Source organism: Agrobacterium sp. SUL3 (genome assembly GCF_001263295.1).
GTDB classification, from domain to species: domain Bacteria; phylum Pseudomonadota; class Alphaproteobacteria; order Rhizobiales; family Rhizobiaceae; genus Agrobacterium; species Agrobacterium tomkonis.
Genome location: NZ_KQ414500.1, coordinates 157,069 through 182,560, shown reverse-complemented (window position 1 = coordinate 182,560; position 25,492 = coordinate 157,069). Strand labels below are relative to the sequence as shown.

At 59.3% G+C, this 25,492-nt stretch carries 25 protein-coding genes; 18 read left to right on the top strand and 7 right to left on the bottom strand.

Annotation, left to right across the window (positions count from 1 at the left end; genetic code table 11):
- Positions 1-21 precede the first annotated feature (21 nt).
- The gene (locus tag AKG12_RS08210; RefSeq protein ID WP_046800215.1) at positions 22-270 is read left to right on the top strand and encodes a GlsB/YeaQ/YmgE family stress response membrane protein; all 249 of its coding nucleotides are present in this window, start codon (positions 22-24) and stop codon (positions 268-270) included.
- A 104-nt stretch (positions 271-374) separates the two neighbouring features.
- Complete coding sequence (lipA, locus tag AKG12_RS08205) at positions 375-1,346, top strand: lipoyl synthase (RefSeq protein ID WP_046800214.1); 972 nt, start codon at positions 375-377, stop codon at positions 1,344-1,346.
- Positions 1,347-1,548: 202 nt separating this feature from the next.
- Here lipA and AKG12_RS08200 read toward each other — a convergent pair whose 3' ends face one another.
- The 3 genes from AKG12_RS08200 to AKG12_RS30690 all read right to left on the bottom strand — a co-directional run bounded on the left by AKG12_RS08200 (position 1,549) and on the right by AKG12_RS30690 (position 3,873).
- The gene (locus tag AKG12_RS08200) at positions 1,549-2,481 is read right to left on the bottom strand and encodes a DMT family transporter (RefSeq protein ID WP_052818474.1); all 933 of its coding nucleotides are present in this window, start codon (positions 2,479-2,481) and stop codon (positions 1,549-1,551) included.
- A gap of 352 nt (positions 2,482-2,833) precedes the next feature.
- Positions 2,834-3,568, bottom strand: coding sequence for a helix-turn-helix transcriptional regulator (locus AKG12_RS08195; RefSeq protein ID WP_052818473.1), 735 nt, complete (start codon positions 3,566-3,568; stop codon positions 2,834-2,836).
- A gap of 128 nt (positions 3,569-3,696) precedes the next feature.
- Positions 3,697-3,873 carry a hypothetical protein gene (locus AKG12_RS30690; protein ID WP_003496171.1) on the bottom strand — a complete coding sequence of 59 codons (177 nt, stop codon included), beginning with the start codon at positions 3,871-3,873 and terminating at the stop codon, positions 3,697-3,699.
- Between the two features lie 248 nt (positions 3,874-4,121).
- Here AKG12_RS30690 and AKG12_RS08190 point away from each other — a divergent pair, with 248 nt between their 5' ends.
- Positions 4,122-4,691: a P-loop NTPase family protein gene (locus tag AKG12_RS08190; protein WP_052818472.1), complete on the top strand. Its 570-nt coding sequence runs from the start codon at positions 4,122-4,124 to the stop codon at positions 4,689-4,691.
- A 9-nt stretch (positions 4,692-4,700) separates the two neighbouring features.
- Positions 4,701-5,156 (top strand): type II toxin-antitoxin system RatA family toxin, encoded by a 456-nt coding sequence (locus AKG12_RS08185; RefSeq protein ID WP_046800210.1) that lies wholly within the window; start codon positions 4,701-4,703, stop codon positions 5,154-5,156.
- Here the strand turns inward: AKG12_RS08185 and AKG12_RS08180 are convergent.
- Together AKG12_RS08180 and AKG12_RS08175 are read right to left on the bottom strand one after the other, a co-directional pair.
- Positions 5,138-5,647 (bottom strand): CinA family protein, encoded by a 510-nt coding sequence (locus AKG12_RS08180; RefSeq protein WP_052818471.1) that lies wholly within the window; start codon positions 5,645-5,647, stop codon positions 5,138-5,140. The two genes, AKG12_RS08185 and AKG12_RS08180, sit on opposite strands and share 19 nt — an antisense overlap.
- Positions 5,644-6,831: a bifunctional 2-C-methyl-D-erythritol 4-phosphate cytidylyltransferase/2-C-methyl-D-erythritol 2,4-cyclodiphosphate synthase gene (locus AKG12_RS08175; RefSeq protein WP_052818470.1), complete on the bottom strand. Its 1,188-nt coding sequence runs from the start codon at positions 6,829-6,831 to the stop codon at positions 5,644-5,646. The genes AKG12_RS08180 and AKG12_RS08175 overlap by 4 nt, the downstream gene beginning before the upstream one ends.
- Before the next feature lie 275 nt (positions 6,832-7,106).
- Here AKG12_RS08175 and dusB point away from each other — a divergent pair, with 275 nt between their 5' ends.
- The 8 genes from dusB to hflX all read left to right on the top strand — a co-directional run bounded on the left by dusB (position 7,107) and on the right by hflX (position 17,867).
- A complete protein-coding gene (gene dusB / locus AKG12_RS08170) occupies positions 7,107-8,123 on the top strand; it encodes a tRNA dihydrouridine synthase DusB (RefSeq protein WP_052818469.1) in 1,017 nt (338 codons plus the stop codon).
- A complete protein-coding gene (locus tag AKG12_RS08165) occupies positions 8,120-9,268 on the top strand; it encodes a two-component system sensor histidine kinase NtrB (RefSeq protein WP_046800206.1) in 1,149 nt (382 codons plus the stop codon). The genes dusB and AKG12_RS08165 overlap by 4 nt, the downstream gene beginning before the upstream one ends.
- Positions 9,265-10,716, top strand: a complete 1,452-nt coding sequence (ntrC, locus tag AKG12_RS08160; protein ID WP_046800205.1) for a nitrogen regulation protein NR(I) — start codon at positions 9,265-9,267, stop codon at positions 10,714-10,716. Before AKG12_RS08165 ends, ntrC begins: the two co-directional genes overlap by 4 nt.
- Before the next feature lie 150 nt (positions 10,717-10,866).
- Positions 10,867-13,128 carry a sensor histidine kinase NtrY-like gene (locus tag AKG12_RS08155; RefSeq protein ID WP_052818468.1) on the top strand — a complete coding sequence of 754 codons (2,262 nt, stop codon included), beginning with the start codon at positions 10,867-10,869 and terminating at the stop codon, positions 13,126-13,128.
- Positions 13,118-14,482, top strand: coding sequence for a nitrogen assimilation response regulator NtrX (gene ntrX, locus AKG12_RS08150; RefSeq protein ID WP_052818467.1), 1,365 nt, complete (start codon positions 13,118-13,120; stop codon positions 14,480-14,482). The genes AKG12_RS08155 and ntrX overlap by 11 nt, the downstream gene beginning before the upstream one ends.
- Positions 14,483-14,530: 48 nt before the next feature.
- Positions 14,531-15,907, top strand: coding sequence for a Trk system potassium transporter TrkA (gene trkA / locus AKG12_RS08145; protein WP_046800203.1), 1,377 nt, complete (start codon positions 14,531-14,533; stop codon positions 15,905-15,907).
- A 184-nt stretch (positions 15,908-16,091) separates the two neighbouring features.
- Positions 16,092-16,334 carry an RNA chaperone Hfq gene (gene hfq / locus AKG12_RS08140; RefSeq protein WP_003496145.1) on the top strand — a complete coding sequence of 81 codons (243 nt, stop codon included), beginning with the start codon at positions 16,092-16,094 and terminating at the stop codon, positions 16,332-16,334.
- A 108-nt stretch (positions 16,335-16,442) separates the two neighbouring features.
- Positions 16,443-17,867 carry a GTPase HflX gene (hflX, locus tag AKG12_RS08135; RefSeq protein ID WP_197283308.1) on the top strand — a complete coding sequence of 475 codons (1,425 nt, stop codon included), beginning with the start codon at positions 16,443-16,445 and terminating at the stop codon, positions 17,865-17,867.
- A 242-nt stretch (positions 17,868-18,109) separates the two neighbouring features.
- Here the strand turns inward: hflX and mazG are convergent, their stop codons facing one another.
- Together mazG and AKG12_RS08125 are read right to left on the bottom strand one after the other, a co-directional pair.
- Positions 18,110-18,955, bottom strand: coding sequence for a nucleoside triphosphate pyrophosphohydrolase (gene mazG / locus AKG12_RS08130; RefSeq protein WP_046800202.1), 846 nt, complete (start codon positions 18,953-18,955; stop codon positions 18,110-18,112).
- A 70-nt stretch (positions 18,956-19,025) separates the two neighbouring features.
- Positions 19,026-19,658, bottom strand: coding sequence for a deaminase (locus tag AKG12_RS08125; protein ID WP_409514849.1), 633 nt, complete (start codon positions 19,656-19,658; stop codon positions 19,026-19,028).
- A 218-nt stretch (positions 19,659-19,876) separates the two neighbouring features.
- On the opposite strand from AKG12_RS08125, the gene cysG reads away from it, so the two are divergent.
- The 6 genes from cysG to AKG12_RS08095 all read left to right on the top strand — a co-directional run bounded on the left by cysG (position 19,877) and on the right by AKG12_RS08095 (position 25,485).
- Positions 19,877-21,340: a siroheme synthase CysG gene (gene cysG, locus AKG12_RS08120; RefSeq protein WP_052818466.1), complete on the top strand. Its 1,464-nt coding sequence runs from the start codon at positions 19,877-19,879 to the stop codon at positions 21,338-21,340.
- Entirely contained in the window at positions 21,333-21,647 is a 315-nt protein-coding gene (locus AKG12_RS08115) for a DUF2849 domain-containing protein (RefSeq protein WP_052818465.1), read from the top strand. Before cysG ends, AKG12_RS08115 begins: the two co-directional genes overlap by 8 nt.
- A gap of 8 nt (positions 21,648-21,655) precedes the next feature.
- Positions 21,656-23,326, top strand: a complete 1,671-nt coding sequence (locus AKG12_RS08110; RefSeq protein WP_046800198.1) for a nitrite/sulfite reductase — start codon at positions 21,656-21,658, stop codon at positions 23,324-23,326.
- A gap of 10 nt (positions 23,327-23,336) precedes the next feature.
- Positions 23,337-23,843 carry a DUF934 domain-containing protein gene (locus tag AKG12_RS08105; protein ID WP_046800197.1) on the top strand — a complete coding sequence of 169 codons (507 nt, stop codon included), beginning with the start codon at positions 23,337-23,339 and terminating at the stop codon, positions 23,841-23,843.
- Positions 23,844-23,991: 148 nt separating this feature from the next.
- The gene (locus AKG12_RS08100) at positions 23,992-24,804 is read left to right on the top strand and encodes a ferredoxin--NADP reductase (RefSeq protein ID WP_035217416.1); all 813 of its coding nucleotides are present in this window, start codon (positions 23,992-23,994) and stop codon (positions 24,802-24,804) included.
- Positions 24,805-24,969: 165 nt separating this feature from the next.
- The gene (locus AKG12_RS08095) at positions 24,970-25,485 is read left to right on the top strand and encodes a hypothetical protein (RefSeq protein WP_052818464.1); all 516 of its coding nucleotides are present in this window, start codon (positions 24,970-24,972) and stop codon (positions 25,483-25,485) included.
- Positions 25,486-25,492: the final 7 nt, after the last annotated feature.

Genomic DNA, 25,492 nt, shown 5'->3' with positions numbered 1-25,492 from the left:
TGTTCTTCAGGGAGCGTGGGAATGGAAAGTGTAGGCTGGATTGCAGCAATCATCATCGGCGGTCTCGCCGGCTGGCTTGCGGGCAAGCTCATGGACATGCGCTTCGGCATTTTCATGAACATCATTCTGGGCATTGTCGGCTCGGTTGTCGCCGTCGCCGTACTTCGCACCCTTGATGTCTTCGTGCAGGACAGCAGGCTCGGTTATTTCGTCACGTCCTTCATCGGCGCCAGCCTTCTGCTGTTCCTGGCAAAGCTGGTACGGCGCTGAAAATGCTTCGTGACCGGAAAGGGCTTACGCTTTTTCTGGAATTGTTCTAAAGCATCCGGCCAACAGGTGTTTAGATCGCCACAGGCGATGGAAGCAGGTTTTAAATGGTCACTATTCTCGACAGAACGTCGTCCGACGAAAAGCGCATCCGCCATCCGGAAAAGGCGCATCGGCCCGATACCGAGGTCATGCGCAAGCCGGAATGGATCCGCGTCAAGGCGCCGACCTCCAAGGGTTATCACGAGACGCGCGAACTGGTGCGCAGCCACAAGCTGGTAACGGTGTGCGAGGAAGCCGGCTGTCCGAATATCGGCGAATGCTGGGACAAGAAACACGCGACCTTCATGATCATGGGTGAAATCTGCACCCGTGCCTGCGCTTTCTGCAATGTCGCGACCGGCAAGCCGAATGCGCTTGACATGGATGAGCCTGAGAACGTTGCCAAGGCCGTCAAACAGATGGGCCTCTCGCACGTCGTTATCACCTCGGTGGACCGTGACGATCTCGCCGACGGTGGTGCTGAACATTTCGAAAAGGTCATCTGGGCGATCCGTGCTGCATCTCCCACCACGACCATCGAAATCCTCACCCCCGACTTCCTGAAGAAGCCCGGCGCGCTGGAGCGTGTCGTGGCCGCCAAGCCAGATGTCTTCAACCACAATATGGAAACCGTTCCGGGCAATTATCTCACCGTTCGCCCCGGCGCGCGTTATTTCCATTCGGTGCGCCTCTTGCAGCGGGTGAAGGAACTGGACCCCACCATGTTCACCAAGTCAGGCATCATGGTTGGCCTCGGCGAAGAGCGCAACGAAGTGCTGCAGCTGATGGACGACCTGCGCAGCGCCGATGTGGACTTCCTGACCATCGGCCAGTATCTTCAGCCGACCCGCAAGCACCACAAGGTCGAAGCTTTCGTCACGCCGGAGGAATTCAAGTCCTATGAGACGGTGGCTTACACCAAGGGCTTCCTGATGGTCTCCTCCAGCCCGCTGACCCGTTCTTCCCACCATGCCGGCGACGATTTCGAACGCCTGCGCGCTGCCCGCGAGAAGAAGCTGCTGGCGGCCGCGGAATAAGGGATAAAGGTTCGGCAACGTAGGTTGCTGGATCGGGCGATATACGCTCTCTCCACCGTCATGCTCGGGCTTGTCCCGAGCATCTGCGACCTATCGATTGTGCGATACGTGATTGGATCCTCGGGACAGGCCCGAGGATGACATGAGTGGGAGGCAAGGCTTGTGAAATGGCTCCGCCGCCTGTTCCCGGCCTTTAATCCAATCACACCACAACCTTCTCCGGCCTATGCGCCCGCATGCACAAGATCACGCTCAGCACCACCGAACAGATCGCCACGATCTCGACAATGGTCGGCCCACGCCCTTCCCAGAGAAAGCCGTAAAGCAGAGCAAACAGCGTTTCGAACAGGATCATCTGTCCGACCATGGTGAGCGGCAGAAGGCGGCTCATGCGGTTCCAGAAGGCGTTGCCGAGAATGGAGGCGGTGAAACCGAGCCCGGCGGCGATGGCAGCGAAATGCAGCCAGTCTCCGGAGCTATGGCTTTCTCCACCAAAGCTGAAGGCCGGAATGGCCAGCAGCAGCGCAAGCCCGCCAGTCACGACACCCGTCATCATGTTCCAATCATCAGCGCTGACATCGTGAAGACGCGACAGCCAACGGGCATTGCCGACAGCAAAGGCCGTCCAGGAGGCGAGTGCTCCGAGAGCGCAGGCAAGCCCGATGACACGGGAGACATCCAGCCCCGCGTCGTTTTCCGTCAGTGACTGCCAGGAAATGCCGATAATGCCTATTGCGCCGAAGGCAAGCGACGGCCACAGCCGCTTCAGCGACACCGCGCCATGGTCGCGACTGCCGATAATGGTGACGGCGACGGGCAGAAAGCCGATGATGATCGAAGTGAAGGCAACACCGCTCAGCTTCACCGCCGTTGATATGAAGACATAATAGGCGATATTGCCGATCATGCTCAGCCAGCCAAGCGCGATCCATTCCCGCGCGCCGAAATGCGCCGATACCCGTTTCAGGCGCGGCCCGATGATGATGAGGGAAATCAGCCCGTAGGTGAGATAACGCGCCGTCGATAATTGCAGGGCCGAAAAATCCGGCACGAGTTTCGGGGCGAGAAAGATGCCGCCCCAGAGCGCACCCGCCAGCACGCCGTAAAAAACACCGAGACCTGTCCTGTTGTTCATGTCATGTCACATCCGCATTCACTTTGTCCGCGATGTGCCACAGCCCTTTACGGCTGTCTTGACAAAAACTCCTGAGGACTTGTCCGTCGCTCTGATTGTTGGTTTGCAGAGGGTTGTCCGTGTATAGCGGATCGAGGGTGCGTGGGGCGTTACCCCCTCTGCCCTGCCGGGCATCTCCCCCTCAAGGGGGGAGATCGGCAAGACGTACTCCCACCGCTTCATTCTTAAACGTTGAGATGGGCGAGACCTTGCCACAGATCGATCTCTCCCTTGTGGGGGAGATGCCCGGCAGGGCAGAGGGGGTAACGCCCCACGCACCTCGATGAACGGACAACCTCCTGAAAGCTCACATCTAGTGAATGCCGTAGTTCCGGCGATAGGCGGCGGGCGTTTCCCCTACGGCATTGCGCATGGCGCGCGTCAGCGCCGTCTGGTCGGAAAAACCGGCCCTGAGCGCGATTTCCGCAATCGGCAGGCTGGATTCGCTGAGGAGTGTACAGACCTTGTCCATACGCAATCCTGCAAGCCAGCGGTGAGGCGGGAGACCGAATTCTTCGAGAAACAGCGCATGCAGGCGGCTGTCACTGATCGTCACGCAGGCAGCCAGCATGTCGATCGTCCACGAAAAGAACGGCTCCGCCCTGATGACCGCACTGAGTTCGCGCAGGCGCTGGCGGATATCGCTTTTTTCAGTCGCGAGGCTGTCCACCAGCAGCGGTGCCCAGAGACCGGCGATATCGTCGCGCCGGCCGTCGGTTTTGATGAGGCCGTGCATATAGGCGATCAATTGCCGTGTATCAGGCGCAATATCGAGAAACGGCACGCGGGCAAATCTCTCCAGTGTCTGCTCGGAAACAGCACTTTCATCGATATCGACCACCAGCGAATGGTTGATCGCCGTTGCTTCCTGCGTATGCGGCGCATTACGGTGGATGAAGACGCCGCGCCCGGTCGACAGTTCATCCTGCCGTCCGCCCACATCGATCCGCAGGCAGCCGGAGACCGGGAGAACGATTTGCACGAAACCGTGCCGTTCCCTAGGTCTTTCCTGCCGGTAGGTTCTGATATCTGCCGATGCGACTGTCATGACGCTGTCGTTTCCATTGTGCAAAGAAATGGCCGCCTCGAAAAAGCGGCCCGTTTCATTGTCTGATTATGACATCGTCTTGAAGATTGGGCCAGCCGGCTTTATCGGTCGGCCATACGAAACGGCAATTAACAGTCTTCCTTGGCGGTCGATTCGCCGCGTTTGCGCTTGCGCAGAACAGGCTTGTTCTCTCTCGCCTCGCATTTTGCAACGTCGATAAGGTAGGCAAGCACGGGCATGCCGTTCATCGATGCGAGTTGCTTGGCGGATTCGAGAAGGTTGATGATGTTGGAAAAATCGTCCATCGGCTCACTCAGTGGCTCAAAGCGGTTATGTATCGGGTCTGAACCCAAAGATGAATACGCGTGGGAAAAATGGGAGCGCCCGGCGCGTTTGCATCCAGTGGGTGTAATATTAGTGGCAAATAAATAGCAATCCCTGTGAGGGGGTTGCAATAGTCAATTTTCCGTAACTGCCATGCGCGACGACAATATCGCTTTAATGCGGGTGTCCGCGCGTCAGGCAATCTCTCCGGTTATGATGAGGGTATAGGATGCCGAACTATCTTGAGACAGTGGAAGACGCCGCTGTAATCATCGCCGGGGCGCAGCGCATCATGGTCGTCGGTTGTTCTGGCGGCGGCAAGTCGACGCTTTCGCAGAAGCTCGCACGCAAATTCGGGCTTCGTTATATCTCCATGGACCGCGAAATTTTCTGGCTGCCCGGCTGGCAATTGCGCCCGCGAGAAGAACAGCGGCAGAGGATCGCCGCCATGGTCACGGAGGAGCGCTGGTTGATGGATGGCAGCAATCCGTCATCTTTCGATATGCGTATGCCGCGGTCTCACATCGTGCTCTGGGTGCGCATGCCGCGCTGGCTCTGCCTGTGGGGCGCCGTCAGCCGGGCGATCAAGGGGTATGGCAAGGCACGGCCGGAAATGGCGGAGGGATGTCCGGAAAGGATAGACGTCGATTTCCTGCGTTATATCTGGAATTTCGAGCGCCGCCATACTCCGATTTTCGAGCAGAATTTCGCCCTTTACGGCCCCGACGTGCCTGTATTCCAGCTGAAAAGCCGAAAACAGTTTCGCCGCCTTCTTGATCTTCTTGTTATCGGCGATTAACTGCCGCTTATGCCCCAGTTCGAAACGCATCGTCACGTCAAACACTCACCCGACCGCATGTACGACCTTGTCGCCGATGTGGAGAAATATCCGCAGTTTCTGCCTCTTTGCGAAGGGCTCATCGTTCGCTCGCGCAAGGAGCGGGATGGCAAGGTGCTGCTGGTGGCGGATATGACGGTGGGCTACAAGGCCATTCGTGAGACCTTCACCACGCAGGTGCTGCTGAACCCGGCCGAGCGCGCCATCGACGTGAAATATATCGATGGACCGTTCAAATATCTCGACAATCGCTGGCGTTTCGAAGAATCGGAAGATGGCGGCTCGGCCATTCATTTCTTCATCGATTACGAATTCAAGAGCCGGTTGCTTGGCGCCGTCATGGGGTCGATGTTCGACCGGGCTTTCCGCATGTTCGCCGAAGCCTTCGAGACCCGCGCAGACAAGATTTACGCCGACCCGGCCTGATTGAGGGTTACAAGCATTTCAAGTGCGGTTCTGACGGTAGCAAGCCGGATTTCGGTGCGGCCAATCTCGCCGTAACGCATTTCGTGAAGCAGGATTTCGCCGCTGCGTGCCTTGGCGGCCAGATGCACCAGCCCGACTGGTTTATCAGCGGAACCACCACCCGGACCGGCAATTCCAGTCACGGCCACAGCAAAATCCGCGCGCGAGCGGAACAGGGCGCCATGCGCCATTTGCAGCGCCGTCTGTCGGGATACCGCGCCGAATGTCGTCAGCGTCTCGGCGCCAACCCCCAGCATCTCCATCTTGGCTTGGTTTGTATAGGTTACGAAACCGCGATCAACGACGGCGGAAGAGCCGGAAATTTCGGTCAGCGAACCGGCGATCAGACCGCCCGTGCAGCTTTCGGCGGTCGAGACCATAAAACCACGGGCTGTGAAATCGGCGATGATGCGCTGCGCCAGATCTCCTATGTCCGCGGGAAAAAGGCTCATAACGGTCTGCCCCTGTAAACGACGGTAGCGGTGGCGATGGCCGCAATGCCTTCCCGGCGGCCGACGAAGCCGATCGTCTCATTCGTCGTCGCCTTCACCGAGCAGCGCTCCAGCGCAATGCCGAGCATGTCCGAGAGCGCTTCGCGCATGGCCTGGCGGTGCGGGCCGATGCGCGGCGCTTCGGCGATCAGCGAGACATCGGCATTCATGATCGTGCCGCCATTATCGCGCACCACCTTGGCCGCATGTTCGAGGAAGATGCGCGATGCGGCGCCCTTCCATTGTGGATCGGACGGCGGGAAGTGATCGCCGATATCACCGGCTCCGCAGGTGGCGAGCAGCGCATCCGTGAGCGCATGCAGCGCCACATCGGCATCCGAATGACCTTTGAGTTTCTGGTCGTGTTCGATGAAGACTCCACAAAGCGTCACGCCATCCCCGGTCTCCAGCTGGTGCACATCGTAGCCATTGCCGGTGCGCACGTCGGGCAAGGCGTGAGAGAGTTTTTCATCGGCCATGGCGATATCCCGCTTGAGAGTGAGTTTGACATTGTCGACCGAACCTTCGGTCAGCGTCACCGGCAGTCCCGCCCATTCGGCAATCGACGCATCGTCGGTAAAATCGGTCTTTCCGGAAATGGCAGCGGCGCGGTGTGCGGCGAGAATATCGCCAAAGCCGAAACTTTGTGGCGTCTGCGCCGCATAAAGCCCCTGGCGGGAAACCGTCTCCACAACGCGATCATCCGCGCCGCGTTTCAACGTGTCGGTAACGGGCAGGGCAGGCAGAACGCCCCGAGCACCTTCCGCGTGCAGCGCCACGATACGCTCCAGCATATCCACGGCGACGAAAGGCCGCACGGCGTCGTGGATCATCACATGCGTCAGGTCTTCCGAAGGGAGCGCTTCCAGCCCCGCCAGCACCGATTGCTGGCGTGTCGCGCCGCCGGTCACCGTGATGATCCGCTCGCCGGCTTCAAGCCGCTGCAGGATCGGTGAGAGCAGTGCTGCATCGTCCGCATGGCTGACGATCACGATGGGGCAGGTGCTGTCCCAACCAAGAAAAGTCGACAATGTATGCTCGATCACGGCCTTTCCGCCAATCGGGCGATATTGCTTCGGCCCTTCCTCGGGGGAGCCTGCCCTTTCGCCGCGTCCTGCGGCGACGATGACGATGCCGAGTTTCATAGTACTTTCCTGCATTGGTCTTATGCTTTGCGCGCAACCCTTAGCGGTTGACAGTCATGCTCTAGCGTTTCAAAACCCGGATGGCCAGCCCGATAAGACGCGCATTCATCTCGCACGCCGCAGGATCGCACGTCATTGCACGCCCGGATCTGCACAATTTGCTACCGACCGCAAAACAGGCAGGCAGCCGCCTCGCAAATAAAAGGTGCAACCTTCTAAAAGTGCTTGGCAACTGCGCAAACACTGTCTAAAAATAATGCAAATAACCCTTCTGCATGAAAGATCATCAGTTGCCCCTTCCGGAATTGTCAGAACCGTTCAGCATCGGCTCCGTAACGATCCGTAATCGTGCGGTGCTGGCGCCCATGTCGGGCGTGACGGATCTGCCGTTCCGGCAGCTTGCCTGGCGTTATGGTGCTGGTCTGGTTGTGACGGAAATGGTCGCCAGCCGCGAGCTCGTCGCTAACAGGGGTGAATCCTGGGCGCGGCTGAAAAATGCCGGCATGGTTCCGCATATGGTGCAGCTTGCCGGACGCGAGGCGCATTTCATGGCGGAAGCGGCGAAGATCGCCGCTGATAACGGCGCCGGCATCATCGATATAAACATGGGTTGCCCGGCCAAGAAGGTGACGGGCGGTTATTCCGGTTCGGCGTTGATGCGCGATCCCGATCACGCCCTGTCACTGATTGAGGCGACAGTCGGCGCGGTCGATGTGCCTGTCACGCTGAAGATGCGGCTCGGCTGGGACGACAACTCCATCAACGCGCCCGAGATTGCCCGCCGCGCAGAAGCGGCAGGTGTTCAGCTCATTACCATTCATGGCCGCACCCGCATGCAGTTTTACGAAGGACGCGCAGACTGGGACGCCATCCGCGCAGTGCGCGAGGTGATTTCCGTGCCGCTGATCGCCAATGGCGATGTCGAGACCGCCGAAGATGCACGCGAAATCCTGCGCCGTTCGGGTGCTGATGCCGTCATGGTCGGTCGCGGTGCGCAGGGTCAGCCCTGGTTGCCCGCAGTGCTGGCCGGACACGCCGCGCCTGAGCGTGCGGAAGTCGCTGGTATTGCCGTTGAGCATTACGAGATGATGCTGGAATTTTACGGAAGGGAAGCCGGTCTCAGGCATGCCCGCAAACATCTGGGCTGGTATCTCGACCGTTTCGCGCCTGAGTTCACCACGCCCGACAAGGCTAAAATCATGACATCGCGTGACACGGGGGAAGTGGCGGATCTGCTGCGTTCCGCCCTTTGCGAAAATGCGGGCGAAGAAGCCGCAAGGAAGGCCGCATGAGCGCTGACAAACACAGCCCGGCAGATGCAAACCCGCTCGCCATGGCGGTTCTGAACGCGGTGCAGAACCCCGTCATTCTGGTGGATGCCGAGGGTTTCATTGCATTCGCCAATTGGGAAGCCGAAGCCTTTTTCGGGGCGAGCGCCTCCCATCTTGCCCGCTACCGCGTCTCCACCTTCATTCCCTTCGGCAGCCCGCTGCTGGCGCTGATAGATCAGGTGCGGGAGCGCAGGGCCCCGGTCAACGAATATCGCGTTGATCTGAGTTCTCCGCGTCTCGGACAGGACAAGTTGGTCGACCTTTACGTTGCGCCTGTTGTGAGCGAACCGGGATCGGTCGTCGTCGTCTTTCAGGAACGGTCGATGGCCGACAAGATCGACCGGCAATTGACCCATCGCGCGGCGGCCCGTTCGGTCACCGGCCTTGCCTCGATGCTGGCGCATGAGATCAAGAATCCGCTGTCCGGTATTCGTGGCGCCGCCCAGCTGCTGGAAACGTCGGTTGCCGACGAGGACCGGGCGCTGACGCGGCTGATCTGCGACGAGACCGACCGCATCGTCTCGCTGGTCGACCGCATGGAGGTATTTTCCGACGAGCGGCCGGTGGACCGTGTACCGGTCAACATCCATTCCGTGCTCGATCATGTGAAGGCCATCGCCAAGGCCGGTTTTGCCCGCAATATCAAGATTTCCGAGAACTACGACCCCTCGCTGCCGCCTGTTTATGCCAATCGCGACCAGCTGGTGCAGGTTTTTCTCAATCTGGTGAAGAATGCGGCGGAAGCTGTTGGCAACCAGCCGGATGGCGAGATATTGCTGACCACCGCTTACCGTCCCGGCATGCGCCTTTCGGTTGCCGGCAGCCGGGAACGCATCTCGCTGCCGCTCGAATTCTGCGTGCATGACAATGGTCCGGGCGTCCCGGCCGATCTTTTGCCGCATCTCTTCGATCCTTTCATTACCACCAAGACGAATGGTTCGGGCCTCGGCCTGGCACTTGTTGCCAAGCTGATCGGCGCCCATGGCGGCATCGTCGAATGCGACAGCCAGAACCACCGCACGACTTTCCGCGTATTGTTGCCCGTCTCGCCGGAAATGGCGCTCGACGACAGCTCTTTGCCGAACACGACAGGAAATGACCCATGACAGCTACGATCCTCGTCGCCGATGATGATGCCGCGATCCGCACGGTTCTGAACCAGGCGCTCAGCCGCGCCGGTTACGATGTGCGCATCACCTCCAATGCCGCAACGCTCTGGCGCTGGGTTTCGGCGGGTGAGGGCGATCTTGTCGTGACCGATGTCGTGATGCCGGATGAAAACGCCTTCGATCTGCTGCCACGCATTAAGAAGGCCAGGCCGGACCTGCCGGTTCTTGTCATGAGCGCCCAGAACACCTTCATGACCGCCATCAAGGCCTCGGAAAAGGGCGCTTACGATTATCTGCCGAAGCCCTTCGATCTGACGGAGCTGATCGCCATCATCGGCCGCGCGCTTTCTGAGCCGAAGCGCAAGCCGGCCAAGCTGGATGACGACATGCAGGACGGCATGCCGCTCGTTGGCCGCTCAGCAGCGATGCAGGAAATCTACCGGGTTCTCGCCCGCCTGATGCAAACCGATCTGACGCTGATGATCACGGGCGAATCCGGTACCGGTAAGGAACTGGTAGCGCGTGCCTTGCATGATTACGGCAAGCGCCGCAACGGCCCCTTCGTCGCCATCAATATGGCGGCGATCCCGCGCGACCTGATTGAATCCGAACTTTTCGGCCATGAGAAGGGCGCCTTTACCGGCGCGCAGAACCGCTCGACCGGCCGGTTCGAACAGGCCGAAGGCGGCACACTTTTCCTCGATGAAATCGGCGATATGCCGATGGATGCCCAGACGCGCCTGCTGCGCGTGTTGCAGCAGGGCGAATATACGACGGTGGGTGGTCGCACGCCGATCCGCACCGACGTCCGCATCGTCGCCGCCACCAACAAGGATTTGAAACAGTCGATCAATCAGGGCCTTTTCCGCGAAGACCTCTATTATCGCCTGAATGTCGTGCCGCTGCGCCTGCCGCCGCTGCGTGACCGCGCCGAGGATATTCCCGATCTGGTGCGCCATTTCATCCAGACGGGCGAAAAGGAAGGCCTGGAAGGCAAGCGTTTCGAGAGCGAGGCGCTGGAGGTCATGAAGGCCTATGCCTGGCCGGGCAACGTGCGCGAGCTGGAAAACCTCATCCGCCGCCTGATGGCGCTTTATCCGCAGGAAGTCATCACCCGCGAGATCATCGAGCAGGAATTGCAGTCGGATGTTCCTGACAGCCCGCTCGACAAGATGGCGGTCCGCACCGGCACGCTGAGCATTTCGCAGGCGGTCGAGGAGAATATGCGGGATTATTTTGCCAGCTTCGGCGATGGTCTGCCGCCGCCCGGCCTTTACGACCGCGTGCTGCGGGAACTCGAATATCCGCTGATTCTCGCTGCCCTGACGGCGACGCGCGGCAACCAGATCAAGGCCGCCGATCTCCTCGGCCTCAACCGCAATACGCTGCGCAAAAAGATCCGCGAGCTTGGCGTCTCGGTCTATCGTAGCTCCCGCCCAACCTGAGAATGTTGACAAGGCGGCATTTGTCGTTGCATTTTCGCCACATTGTGTTGCTTGGAAAACACTAGGAAGGAAAGAGATTCGCCGACTTGAAGCGTTTCTCGCCTGACTTCAGGAATGTGGTGCTGGCTGGCCAGCGATTGGGAGTAGTGCATGCGGAAACCCGCCGCTGAACACGCCGTTGCCGATGAGGCAGCGGGCATGGTGGTTGCCGATCGCAGGATGTCTTTCGCTCTGCCGGGGCTGGTGCTCGCCGGCGTCGCCCTCGTTTGCGCCATCATCACCCTCTTCGTACTTCTCGGCGTCACGCCGATTGCGCCGACATCGAATGTCGTCATTGCCTCCGTCGTCATCAATTCGATCTTCGTGATCGGCCTGATTTTTTTGATCGGCCGCGAAATCAACCGCCTGCTGAAAGCGCGTAAAAAGGGCAGGGCGGCGGCACGTCTGCACGTCCGCATCGTCGTGCTGTTCTCCATCGTGGCAATCACGCCGGCCGTACTTGTCGCCATCTTCGCCAGTCTGACGCTGAATGTCGGTCTCGACCGCTGGTTTTCGCTTAGAACCCAGTCGATCGTCGATTCCTCCAGCAATATCGCTCAAGCCTATATGATGGAAAATGCCGGCTACCTTCAGGGACAGACCCTGTCGATGGCCACCGACCTCGATCGCAACCGCGCGCTATTTTATCTCGACCGCACCGGGTTCATTGATCTGATGACCCGTCAGGCCAAGGGCCGCGGCTTGCTTGGCGCGTTTCTGGTGCAGGAGGACGGCGACGCCGTGGCTCAAGCCGACATCAAGACGGAAAAGCCGCTTCCCGCCATTCCGCATGATGCGCTCGAAAAAGCTGCCGCCGGTCAACCGACCCTGATCCCGCCCGGTATCACTAATCTCGTCGGCGCCATCATCAAGCTTGAAGGCATCCAGGGCACCTTCCTCTATACCGTGCGCGCGGTCGATCCCAAGGTGATGGGCGCGATGCGGCTGATGGAGGAGAACCGCGCCGAATACAAGGCGATGGAGGCAGGCCGCGCACCGTTGCAGATCGCCTTTGCTATTCTCTATCTCGGTTTTGCGCTGATCGTGCTTCTGGCGGCCATCTGGACCGCAATTGCGGTGGCCGACCGTATCGTCCGGCCGATCCGCCTTCTCATCAGTGCCGCCGATAGCGTCGCCACCGGTAACATGCATGTGCTGGTGCCCGTTCGGGCTGTGGATGGTGACGTCGGGCGCCTGTCGCGCACCTTCAACAAGATGGTCTCGGAACTGCGCAGCCAGCAGGATCAGATCATCGAGGCGAAGGACGATATCGATGATCGCCGCCGCTTCATCGAGGCTGTGCTATCAGGCGTCACCGCAGCCGTTATCGGCGTTGACGAGAACCGCAAGATCACCATCGTCAACCCATCGGGCGAGGAATTCCTGGCGCAGACCTCCGAGCAGCTTATCGGCGCGCAGCTTTCCGAGATTGCGCCTGAAATCGAACAGGTCGTGACCGAAGCGAATACCTGGTCGCGCGGCAACTTCCGCAAGCAGATCAACATCATGCGACGTGGCAAGGAACGGACGCTCAATGTGCAGGTCACCCGCGAGGATGCCCGCGACAGCCGCGACAGCTACGTCATCACCCTCGACGACATTACAGATCTCGTCATCGCCCAGCGCTCCACCGCATGGTCGGATGTGGCGCGCCGCATTGCCCATGAAATCAAGAACCCGCTGACACCGATCCAGCTTTCCGCCGAGCGCATCAAGCGCCGTTTCGGCAAGCAGATCGACGAGAACGACCGCGCCATCTTTGACCAGTGTACGGACACCATTGTCCGGCAGGTCGGTGATATCGGTCGGATGGTGGATGAATTCTCGGCCTTTGCGCGCATGCCGAAGCCGACGAAGGAAAAGTCGGACCTGCGCTCGATCCTGAAGGACGCGGCGTTTCTGCGGGAAATCAGTGCCGCCGACACGAAGTTCTCCACCGAGCTGGGTGATATCCCGCTGGAGGGCATGTTCGATGCCCGCATGCTGGGGCAGGCGTTCGGCAATCTCATCAAGAATGCGACGGAAGCAATCGAAGCGGTGGAAGGCGAAAAGCGGCCGGGTAAAATCCTCGTGCGCGCCTCTTTCGACGAGGCCAATTCCCGTTTCGTGGCTGATATCATCGACAATGGCCGCGGCCTTCCCGTCGAGAACCGCCATCGCATTCTCGAACCCTATATGACGATGCGGGACAAGGGCACCGGTCTCGGCCTCGCCATCGTCAAGAAGATCATCGAAGAGCATGGCGGGTATCTGGAACTCCACGATGCCCCGCCGGAGTTCGATCACGGCCACGGCGCCATGATCAGAGTGCTGCTGCCCTATATCGAGGCGGTCGGCGGCGAAAATAACAAGGAAGCAGCATATGGCGTCTGATATTCTGGTCGTGGATGACGAGGCGGATATTCGCGAAATCGTGGCGGGGATTTTCTCCGATGAAGGCCACGAAACCCGCATGGCGTTCGACAGCGACAGTGCGCTGGCCGCGATTTCGGAGCGCGTGCCGCGCCTGATCTTTCTCGATATCTGGATGCAGGGTTCGAAGCTTGACGGTCTGGCGCTGCTGGACGAAATCAAGAGCCGCCACCCCGAAATTCCTGTCGTCATGATTTCCGGTCACGGCAATATCGAAACCGCCGTCAACGCCATCAAGCGCGGTGCCTTCGATTTCATCGAAAAGCCGTTCAAGGCAGACCGCCTGATCCTGATCGCCGAACGGGCGCTGGAAAACTCCAAGCTGAAGCGTGAGGTTCAGGAACTCAAGAAGCGCACGGGTGACGCGGTTGAACTCGTCGGCGCCTCGCTTGCGGTTTCGCAGCTTCGTCAGACCATCGACAGGGTAGCGCCCACCAACAGCCGCATCATGATCCTCGGCCCCTCCGGTTCCGGCAAGGAATTGGTGGCGCGCATGGTGCACAAGAAATCCTCGCGCGCCACCGGACCTTTCGTGGCGCTGAATGCCGCGACGATTACGCCGGACCGCATGGAAATCGCGCTCTTCGGCACCGAAGGGCTGCCGGGTCAGCCGCGCAAGGTCGGCGCGCTGGAAGAAGCTCATCGCGGCGTTCTTTATCTCGACGAAGTCGGTGAAATGCCGCGCGAAACCCAGAACAAGATCCTGCGCGTACTGGTCGACCAGCAGTTCGAGCGCGTCGGTGGCGGCAAGCGGGTGAAGGTGGATGTGCGCATCATTTCCTCGACCGCCCATCACCTCGAAAGCCTGATCGCCGAAGGCCAGTTTCGCGAGGATCTTTACCATCGTCTTGCCGTCGTACCGGTGAAGGTGCCGGCTCTGTCCGAACGGCGCGAGGATATCCCTTTCCTGGTCGATATGTTCATGCGGCAGATTTCCGAGCAGGCGGGCATCCGCCCGCGCAAGATCGGCGACGACGCCATGGCCGTCCTGCAAACGCACGACTGGCCGGGCAATATCCGCCAGCTGCGCAACAATATCGAGCGACTGATGATTCTCGCACGTCCCGAAGGCGGCGAAGCCCCGATCTCCGCCGACATGCTACCGTCGGATATCGGCGACATGCTGCCGAAGATTTCGGCGCAGGGCGACCAGCACATCATGACCCTGCCGCTGCGCGAGGCCCGTGAAATGTTCGAACGGGATTATCTGGTGGCCCAGATCAACCGTTTCGGCGGCAATATTTCGCGCACGGCAGAATTTGTTGGCATGGAAAGATCAGCGCTGCATCGCAAACTGAAATCTCTCGGCGTATAAGGAACCAAGGCGCATCGCCGTAACCGATTATTCCGTCAGAGAGACAGCATGAAAGTCATCATTTGCGGCGCAGGGCAGGTGGGTTACGGCATCGCCGAACAATTGTCGCGCGAGGATAACGAGGTATCGGTGATCGATACCGCCGCGCCGCTCATCTCCGCCATCACCGAGACGCTCGATGTGCGCGGCTACGTCGGGCATGGCGCGCATCCGGATATGCTGGCGAAAGCGGGCGCCGACCAGGCGGACATGATCATCGCCGTCACACTGCATGACGAGATCAACATCGTCGCCTGCGAGGTGGCGCATGCCTTGTTCAGCGTGCCGACCAAGATTGCTCGCATCCGTGACCAGAGTTATCTGAAGCCGGAATATGCCGATCTCTTCAGCCGCGAGAACATGTCCATCGACGTGACGATTTCCCCGGAAGTGGAAGTCGGCAAGATGGTGTTGCGCCGCATCGCCTTTCCGGGCGCTACCGACGTCGTGCGGTTCGCCGATGACACGATATACATGCTGGCGATCGAATGTATGGAAGACTGCCCGGTCATCAATACGCCGCTGCACCAGCTCTCCAACCTATTTCCGGACCTCATCGCCACAGTTGTCGGTGTTTTCCGCAATGGCATCCTCAAGGTGGCGCATTCTTCCGAACAGCTGAGGGTCGGCGACCTTGCCTATGTCATCTGTCAGCGCCAGCACGCCCGCCGCACCTTGAGCCTCTTTGGCCATGAGGAGCAGGAAGCGCAGCGCATCGTGATTGCCGGCGCCGGCAATATCGGTCACTTCGTTGCCCGCAAGATCGAGGAGATGCAGCCGAAAACGCGGGTGAAGATCGTCGAGGCGGATCGCGACAGGGCTATTGCCGCATCGGAGCAGCTCAGCAACACCATCGTCATGCTTGGTTCGGCGCTTGATCAGAAAATTCTGATGCAGGCCGATATTCAGGATGCAGACCTGATCGTGACGCTGACCAATAACGACCAGACGAATATTCTGGCCGCCGTGATGGCAAAGCAGCTGGGCTGCAAGTCCAATCTTGCGCTGCTGAACAGTTCGTCCTTTCACGATGTCGCGGGTTCGCTCGGTCTTGATGCCTATATCAACCCTCGCGCCGTCACCATCTCCCGCGTTCTCCAGCATGTGCGCAAAGGCCGCATCCGCTCGGTCTATGCCGTGCAGCGCGGTTCGGCGGAGGTGATTGAGGCGGAAGCGCTTGAAACCTCGCCGCTGGTGGGCCAGTCCTTCCGTGATATCGACATGCCCGACGGCGTACGCATCGGCGCGATCTATCGCGACGGCGTGGTGATCCGTCCGGATGGCAGCACCAAGATCAAGGCGAAGGACCGCGTCGTGCTGTTTGCGTCAGCGGACGCAGTGCGCGACGTGGAGCAGCTTTTCCGGGTTTCGATACAATATTTCTGACTGTTTCGAATCGAAAAATCGGGTCAATACTCATACCCGTCAGGCCGTTTTCGCCGTTGCGGAACGGGACATGATTTGATACCAGAGTTGCAGGCTGGCCAAGCGGGGGACTAGACTCGGCCGGTTTATTATTGATTGATTATTTTCCGGTGTCCCTGCCGGCAATAAAGAAAGAAGCGGCGCCATGGCGGAACGTTCTCAAAACCTTCAGGATCTTTTCCTCAATACCGTTCGTAAGCAAAAGATTTCGCTCACGATTTTTCTGATCAACGGCGTCAAGCTGACGGGCGTTGTCACCTCCTTCGACAATTTCTGCGTGCTTCTGCGCCGTGACGGTCATTCGCAGCTGGTCTACAAGCATGCGATTTCCACCATCATGCCCGGCCAGCCGATGCAGATGTTCGAAAGCGAAGAAGGCGCGGCCTGATCAGGCTCCCTCTGACGGTATCTTCGATATAGACTGACCCGGATCGGAACATTTCCGGTCTGGTCAGGTTAATCTTCATGGCCGTCCGCGCGGATGCGGTCGGCCGAAATGTTCTTTCTGGATAAGGCTGAGCCCATTTCGACGCGCGACACCTCGAACGAATCGATCATTCCGGAGCAGGAAAAGCGCCGCGACGACATGCGTGCCGTGGTTCTCGTGCCGGTCCTCAAGCAACAGCGCGAAAATCGCGATGCGGCGGCGGCACCGGCCGCTCCCGGCCGCTCCGTCGAAGCCAAGCTTGAGGAAGCAAAGGGTCTGGCGCTCGCCATAGAGCTCGAGGTGACGCAGGGTCTCATCGTTTCCGTCAATCAGCCGCGCCCCGCCACCCTGTTCGGAACCGGCAAGATCGAGGAAATCGGTCATCTTCTGGATGAAACCAATTCCGGCCTGGTGATCGTTGATCATCCGCTGACGCCAGTGCAGCAGCGCAATCTCGAAAAGCAATGGAATGCCAAGGTCATCGACCGGACAGGCCTGATCCTCGAAATCTTCGGCCGTCGCGCTTCCACCAAGGAAGGCACGCTGCAGGTCGATCTTGCACATCTGAATTACCAGAAGGGCCGCCTCGTCCGAAGCTGGACCCACCTTGAACGCCAGCGCGGTGGTGCAGGTTTCATGGGTGGTCCGGGTGAAACCCAGATCGAGGCCGACAGACGCCTGCTGCAGGATCGCATCGTCAAGCTCGAGAAGGAATTGGAGCAGGTGGTGCGTACCCGCCAGCTTCACCGCGCCAAGCGCCGCAAGGTGCCGCATCCGATCGTCGCACTGGTCGGTTACACCAATGCCGGCAAATCCACGCTGTTCAACCGCATCACCGGGGCGGGTGTTCTGGCGGAGGACATGCTGTTCGCCACGCTCGACCCAACCTTGCGGCGCATGAAACTGCCGCATGGCCGCACGGTTATATTGTCTGATACCGTCGGCTTCATTTCCGACCTGCCGACGCATCTCGTCGCCGCTTTCCGTGCGACGCTGGAAGAGGTGCTTGAAGCCGATCTCGTTCTGCATGTGCGTGATATGTCCGATCCGGACAATGCCGCCCAGTCTGCGGATGTGTTGCGTATTCTCAGCGATCTCGGCATCGACGAGAAGGAAGCCGAAAAGCGCATCATCGAGGTCTGGAACAAGGTCGACCGTCTGGAGCCGGATGCGCATGACGCCATCATGCAGCGCGCCGAAGGCCGCTCCGATATCCGCGCCGTTTCGGCGATCACGGGCGAGGGCGTCGATGCCCTGATGGAAGAGATTTCAAAGCGCCTGTCCGGCGTGCTGACGGAAACGACCGTTGTCTTGTCCGTCGAGCAATTGCCGTTGATCTCCTGGGTCTATAGCAACTCCATCGTCGATAACCGTGAAGACCATGAGGACGGATCGGTTGCGCTGGATGTCCGCCTGTCGGAAGCGCAGGCCACTGAACTGGAACGGAAGCTTGGAAAGGCGACCATCCGCGAGCGGGAAGACTGGGAGCAGTAGACGCTCCGAGAACGATGATAAGGCCCGAAAACCTCTCCCCGTCATTCCGGCCTTGAGCCGGAATCCAGCCACGGCGTGTCTGCGGCCGTGAGGAATGAGTCTTTTGCGATCAAGGACTTGATCGCACTGGACCCCGGACTAAATCCGGGGTGGCGGTTGCGGATGCTGCGCTGCTGCCAGATGCATTCGCCAGTCATAAGGGAAGTGCTGTGCCTTCCCGGGTTCACTGCATATCCAAGCGATCACGAAGAAACCGTATCAAGCGAGCGTTCGATGCGCTTGGCTGCCTGCCACAGGTCTTCCATTCTTTCAAGGCTCGCCGCTTGAAGCGTCTCGCCATTATCGTTGAGCGATGTCTCGATGTGATTGAAACGCCTGCGGAATTTCGTGTTGGTGCCGCGCAGCGCATTCTCCGGATCGGCCTTGACGTGGCGGCCAATATTGACCAGCGCGAAGATCAGGTCGCCAAGTTCGTCAGAAACCTTCTCCGGCCTGCCTTCCGCCAGAGCCTCGCGCAGCTCGGCGATTTCCTCTTCGATCTTGTCGAGAATGGGTGCCGGGTCCGACCAGTCGAAACCAACGCGCGCCGCCTGTTCCTGCAGCTTCAAAGCCTCGGTCAGCGCCGGCTGGCTGCGCTGCACGCCCCCCAGAAAGCCGGACTTGAAATCTTCGGTAATACCCCGGCGCGCACGGCGCTCCGCACGCTCACGTTTTTCTTCAGCCTTGATCTGGTCCCATTGCAGCTTGACCGTTTCCGGCGTGTCGGCACTGGAGACGGCGAAAACATGCGGGTGACGACGGATCATCTTAGAGGTGACGGCATGCACCACGTCACCGAAAGCGAATTCGCCCATTTCTTCCGCTATGCGGGCATGGAAAACCACCTGCAGGAGAAGGTCACCCAGCTCGTCGCACAGATCGTCCGTATCCTTGCGCTCGATGGCATCGGCAACTTCATAGGCCTCTTCGATGGTGTAAGGCTTGATCGTCTCGAAGGTCTGAACGACGTCCCACGGGCAGCCGGTTTCCGGCTGGCGGAGCGCCTCCATGATCTCGATCAGGCGGGAAATATCCTTCGAGGCTTCCATATATCTCAAACCTTTGTTTTTACGCATTTTTCGCGCGGAAATCCGCACTGCACCCCTCAACGAAAATGCCCTAGTTCAGCGGAATATCGTTGTCGCTCTTCGATGACTGATAGCTGGTGGAGAGATCATCGTAAGCTGCCTTGATGCGGGCCGTCTGCGCCTTCAGCGTGGTTTTCAACGGATCGTCCTCGCCCTCAACCAGATCGGCGATGAAGAAAGAGTTCCAGAAGGCGTTGTTACGGCGATAACCGCCCGGCTCCAGCCCGAATACCTCTTTCAGGATTTTCAGATCATGCGGAATTGCAAAAGCATCGCGTGAATCCTCATGGCTGAAGAACGAGTAGAAATTGTCAAACCCGGCCCAGGTGATGGCGGACATGCACATGGTGCAGGGTTCATGGGTGGAAAGGAAAATCAGGTCCTTGGTATTCGGCTTTTCACCCAGTTCGTAAAACCGCTTCAGCGTGTGCACTTCGCCGTGCCAGAGAGGGTTTTCGAGCTCATTATTCGTCTCGGCGACGACCAGCGAAAGATCGGATTTGCGCAGGATCGCCGCACCGAAAACCTTGTTGCCCAAGCTCACACCGCGGGCCGTCAAGGGCAGGATATCGTGCTCGATGACGTCGAGAAGGCGGGAAGCGAGGCTGTGGCTGGTCAAGGGTCTGATCCTTCGTGCCGCTTTAAAGAAAGCGGTATTTCGCATGGAGAAAACGACAGAAAATGGTCCTCCCTTGTTCGGCGCGAGGACCCGGTTTGTCAAGGGATTCTCATGGGTTTGAGGGCGCCCTGACAGGGGCAAAACAGGGGTGCCGGTTTGTTTTCCTCAAAAACAGGGGTGTTCGAGAAATAAAAATCCAAGCGCTGGAAAGGCTTGAATTTCTGTTTCTTCAATCTTGCGCCGCAATGCGGGATATATGTCCAATGCACAACGAACATGATTTTTCCGCAGCTGGCGACCGCCTTTCGACCTTCCCCGCTTTCTTCCGGGTTGAGGGGCGGCAGGTCGCCGTCTTTGGAAATGGAGACGAGGCTTTCGCCAAGGTGAGGCTTCTCGCCAACACCAATGCCTATATCGTTGCTTACGCCGATCAGCCGGAGGCGGATTTTGCCCGCTATATCACCGAAAATGGCATCGATCATCGGGCGTTCTCTTTCGCCGCTGAGCTGATCGAGGGTGCAACGCTGGTTTTCGCCGCCACCGGAGACGAGGCGCTGGACCGCGAAATCGTATCCGCCGCGCGTGCGAAGAAAATTCCCGCAAATGCGGTGGATCAGCCGGAGTTTTGTGATTTCTTCACCCCGGCGCTTGTCGCCCGCGCACCCGTCGCCATCGCGATCGGCACGGAAGGGGCAGGCCCGGTTCTTGCCCAGATGATCCGCGCCCGCATCGACCAGATGCTGTCGCCGTCACTCGGGAGACTCGCACGGCTTGCGGTGCAGTATCGTGATGCGGCCGAGGAGAATGTGCCCAGGGGCGCCTTGCGGCGCAATTTCTGGCGTCGGTTCTTTTCGGGTGCGGTTGCGGATGCTGTCGCTCTCGGTGATACCTCTTCCGCCCGTCATGCCGCAGATCGCCTGCTGCAATCGCCGGAACGCAGCGAAGGTCGTGTCTGGCTTGTTGGCGCCGGTCCCGGTGCGGAAGATCTGCTGACGCTGCGTGCACAGCGCGTGCTGATGGAAGCCGATGTGATCGTCTATGATGCCCTGGTACCGCAGGCGATCGTCGATATGGGCCGCCGAGATGCCGAACGCCTGTCTGTCGGCAAGCGCAAGGGCTGCCACAGCAAGTCGCAGGAAGAGATCAACCGTCTGCTGGTGCGTCTTGGCCGGGATGGCAAGCGTGTCGTGCGCCTCAAATCTGGCGATCCTCTGGTTTATGGCCGGGCAGGCGAGGAAATGGCGGCGCTGCGCAATGCCGGCATCGGTTACGAGATCGTGCCGGGCATCACCTCCGCCTTCGCCGCCGCTGCGGATTTCGAATTGCCGCTGACGCTGCGCGGTGTGGCTTCGTCGCTGATTTTCACCACCGGCCACGATCTGACCGGCGATGTCCTGCCCGATTGGGCCCGTCTTGCCGTTTCCGGCGCAACAATCGCCGTTTATATGGGCCGCAGCGTTGCCGCCTCGGTGGCGACGCGGCTGATCGAAGCGGGGCTGGGTGTGGAAACCACCGTTGCCGTTATTGAAAACGCCAGCCGCGCGGATCGTCGCCTGCTGCATGGCACATTGAACGATCTGCCCGATCTGGAGCATCGCGATGAACTGACCGGCCCGGTCATGGTCATCATCGGTGATGCGGTGGCGGGCGCCAATTTCGACAGGTCCGAGGCGCTTGCATTGTCAGCGCAGCCGGCGGATTTCAAACGGGAGTACGTAAATGGTTGACAAGGTTTTGACCGCCAATCGTCTGGGCGATGGTATCGCCGTCTGGCTCGACGCCAATGGTGACTGGACGGAGAACCTGCAGGGCGCCATCGTTGCCCGCCATGCGGAGGCCGTCGCTTCGTTCGAGGAAATCGGCAAGCGTGATTTTTCCGCCAATAAGGTGGTCGATGTGGCCATCGTTGACGTGGTGGAGGAGGATGGCAAGCTCTGGCCGACCCGGCTTCGCGAGCGCATTCGCGCTGCTGGCCCCACCGTGCACTATGCCACCGGCTTCAAGCCGGCCGATGCAGCATTTATCGCAGTCTGAGGAAGAATATGTACCGTTACGACGAGTTCGATCACGCATTTGTTGAAGGCCGCGTGGCGCAGTTTCGCGATCAGGTCGAGCGCCGGCTGTCCGGCGAGCTGGCCGAGGACGCATTCAAGCCGCTGCGCCTGATGAACGGCGTTTATCTCCAGCTGCATGCCTATATGCTGCGCGTCGCCATTCCCTACGGTACGCTGAATTCGCAACAGATGCGGATGTTGGCCCATATCGCCCGCAAATATGACCGGGGTTACGGCCACTTCACCACCCGCCAGAACATCCAGTATAATTGGCCAAAGCTCTCCGATACACCGGATATCCTGTCCGAACTGGCAAGCGTGGAAATGCACGCCCTCCAGACGTCGGGCAACTGCATTCGCAATGTGACCGCCGATCATTTCGCTGGCGCGGCCGCTGATGAGGTCGCTGATCCGCGCCCCTATGCGGAAATTTTGCGCCAATGGTCTTCCGTGCATCCGGAATTCTCGTTCCTGCCGCGCAAGTTCAAGATCGCGGTAACGGGTGCCGAGCGCGATCGCGCCGCCATTCAGGTCCATGATATCGGTCTGCATCTGAAAAAGAACGACAAGGGCGAGATTGGTTTTGCCGTTTATGTCGGTGGCGGGCAGGGCCGCACGCCGATGATCGCCAAGAAAATCCGCGACTTCCTGCCGGAAGAGGACCTGTTGTCCTACACCACGGCGATCATGCGCGTTTATAACCTGCACGGCCGCCGTGACAATAAATACAAGGCGCGCATCAAGATCCTCGTGCATGAAACCGGCGCGGAAGAGCTGTCCCGCCAGGTCGAGGTCGAGTTCGCCGAGCTGAAAAACACCGAATTGAAGCTGCCGGATGCCGATATTGCGGCGATCTCCGCTTATTTCGCGCCACCGGAACTGAAGAACCGCCCCGAAGGCTGGGAAAGCCTGGCGCGCTGGAAGAAGGCGGATGAGGGTTTTGCCCGTTTCGTTGACCAGAATGTCCAGCCGCACAAGCACCCCGACTACGGTATGGTGACCATTTCACTGAAGCCGATCGGTGGTATTCCAGGCGATGCGACGGACGAGCAGATGGAACTCGTCGCTGATATTGCCGAAGAATACGCTTTCGACGAAATCCGCATCAGCCACGAGCAGAACATCATCCTGCCGCATGTGGCGCTGGCCGATCTCGAGCCGGTCTATCGTGCGCTGGCGGGTGCTGGCCTTGCGACCGCCAATGCCGGCCTCATCACCGATATAATTGCCTGTCCCGGGCTGGACTATTGCGCGCTGGCCAATGCGCGCTCCATTCCGGTGGCGCAGGAAATTTCTACCCGTTTCGGCGCTCCGGAGCGTCAGGCGGAAATCGGCGAGCTGAAGATCAAGATTTCCGGCTGCATCAACGCCTGCGGCCATCACCATGTCGGCCATATCGGCCTGCTGGGGGTGGAGAAAAAGGGTGCCGAGCTTTACCAGATCACGCTCGGCGGATCGGGTGATGAAAACACCTCGATCGGTGAGATCATCGGCCGCGGGTTTGAGCCGGACAGGGTAACCGACGCCATTGAAACCATCGTCGATACCTATCTGGGGCTTCGTCTGTCGAAAGAGGAAATCTTCCTCGATGCCTATCGCCGCGTCGGACCGCAGCCTTTCAAGGATGCGCTCTACGGTTCCGCCGCCGAAGCCGCCTGAGGAGAGTGTCATGACAAAAATCTGGAACCGCGACGGCTTCGTGGAAAACGATCCCTGGGTGATCGAAACGGAAGAGGTGAAAGCGACAGCCGTGCAAAAGCCAGTGCTGCCGCTCGCCGATTTCCTCATCCGTGCGGCGGAAAGCAACGATACAGGCCTTGGCGTGCTGATTGCGCCGGCCGACGACGTCGCCCGTCTTGAGCCTTACCTTGACCGTATCGACCTCGTGGCCGTGAGTTTCCCGGCCTTCAATGATGGCCGTGGTTTCAGCCACGCTTCGCTGCTGCGCAACCGCCTGGGTTTCAGAGGCGAGGTGAGGGCGGTCGGCGACGTGTTGATCGACCAGGTGCCGCCGATGCTGCGCACCGGCTTTACCAGTTTTGCGGTGACGAACGGCACGGCGATCCGCCGCCTGTCCGAAAATCGCCTGCCGGAAATTCCGGTTTATTACCAGCCGACGGCCCGGCCGGCAGCGGGCGGCGAGGCCTATAGCTGGCGTCGGCGTGCGTCTCTGTGACACGTTGCGCGGAAATATGATTTTTTGATACATATTTCCTGAGCACATAGCAGTTGTGATATTCTCATGCCTTCAAACCTCGGCAAAAATGGTATAATTGCCCGGTTGGAGAATGTCGCTTATCGAATAAGAATGGACGGAACCTGAAATGAACGCGCCAGCCAAGACGGAAGATTTCGCGATCAAGATACCTGATGGTGTTTACGCCGAGACGGTTTTATCGGTGGAGCACTATACGGATCACCTGTTCCGTTTCCGCATGACGCGTCCGGCCGGCTTCCGTTTCCGTTCCGGCGAATTCGCCATGATCGGCCTGATGGTCGGAGAAAAGCCGATCTACCGCGCCTATTCCATCGCCAGCCCCGCCTGGGATGAGGAACTGGAATTCTTCTCGATCAAGGTTCCCGACGGCCCGCTGACCTCCCATCTTCAGGCGATCAAGCCTGGCGATACCGTTCTGATGCGCAAGAAGCCGACAGGCACGCTGGTTCTGGATGCGCTGACACCCGGCAGACGGCTCTATATGTTCTCGACCGGCACCGGCATTGCGCCTTTCGCAAGCCTGATCCGCGACCCCGAGACCTATGAAAAGTTTGAAGAGGTCATCCTCACCCATACCTGCCGCGATGTGGCCGAGCTGAAATACGGCTTCGATCTGGTTGAGGAAATCCGCAATCACGAATTCCTGAACGAGATCGTCGGCGACAAGCTCAAGCATTATGCGACGGTGACCCGCGAGGATTACCCCTTCAAGGGCCGCATCACCACGCTGATCGAAAACGGCAAGCTGTTTGCCGATCTCGGCGTTCCGGCGCTTGATCCGGAAATTGATCGCGGCATGATCTGCGGTTCCTCGGCCATGCTGAAGGACACCAAGGAACTGCTTGAAAAGGCCGGTCTGAACGAAGGCGCCAACAACAAGCCTGCTGAATTCGTGATCGAGCGCGCTTTCGTCGGCTGACGGCGCGGTTCCCATGCGAACACATTGAGACAGGAGGCCCGCAACGGCCTCCTTTTTTTGTTTTAAGGTTGTTGATGAGGCCGGAACGGCAAATCGTCGGACTGGAACATCCGGAGGCGATGGCGCGTTAGCGTTCGAAGGAAACCGAACCGGCGAAACCGTCCAATGGAAAAAACGGAAAGAATACGCACCACCATCATTGCTTTTGCAGCGAGCCTTTTCACCGCGCTGCCGGCAGTCGCCGATGAAAGCGCGTTTCTGTCATCACTCGAGGGTACGTGGACTGGCAAGGGCACGGTGATCACCCGTATCGGCGCGCCGGCCGTCAACGTTAATTGTACGCTGAATTCCGATGCACGGCAGACAGCTTTGCGCATGTCTGGCACCTGCCGTGGGCTTCTGGTGGTAAAGCGGGCGATTGCCGCCGATCTCGCCGCCAGCGGCGTGCGTTACAGCGGCACCTACACAGGCCCGTCCGGCCGCCCTTCGGCACTGGCGGGCAATCGCCGGGGAAATGCGATCAATCTGACCGTTCGCTGGAACCGCGATATCAACGGTGACCGTGTCGCCGCCATGATAATCGAAAAGGTCGGCAATAATGGCCTGCGGCTGCGTACCACCGACAAAGACGGCAGGACCGGAAAGACGGTAGTGACGAGCGATATCCAGCTGGTTCGTTGACTGGATT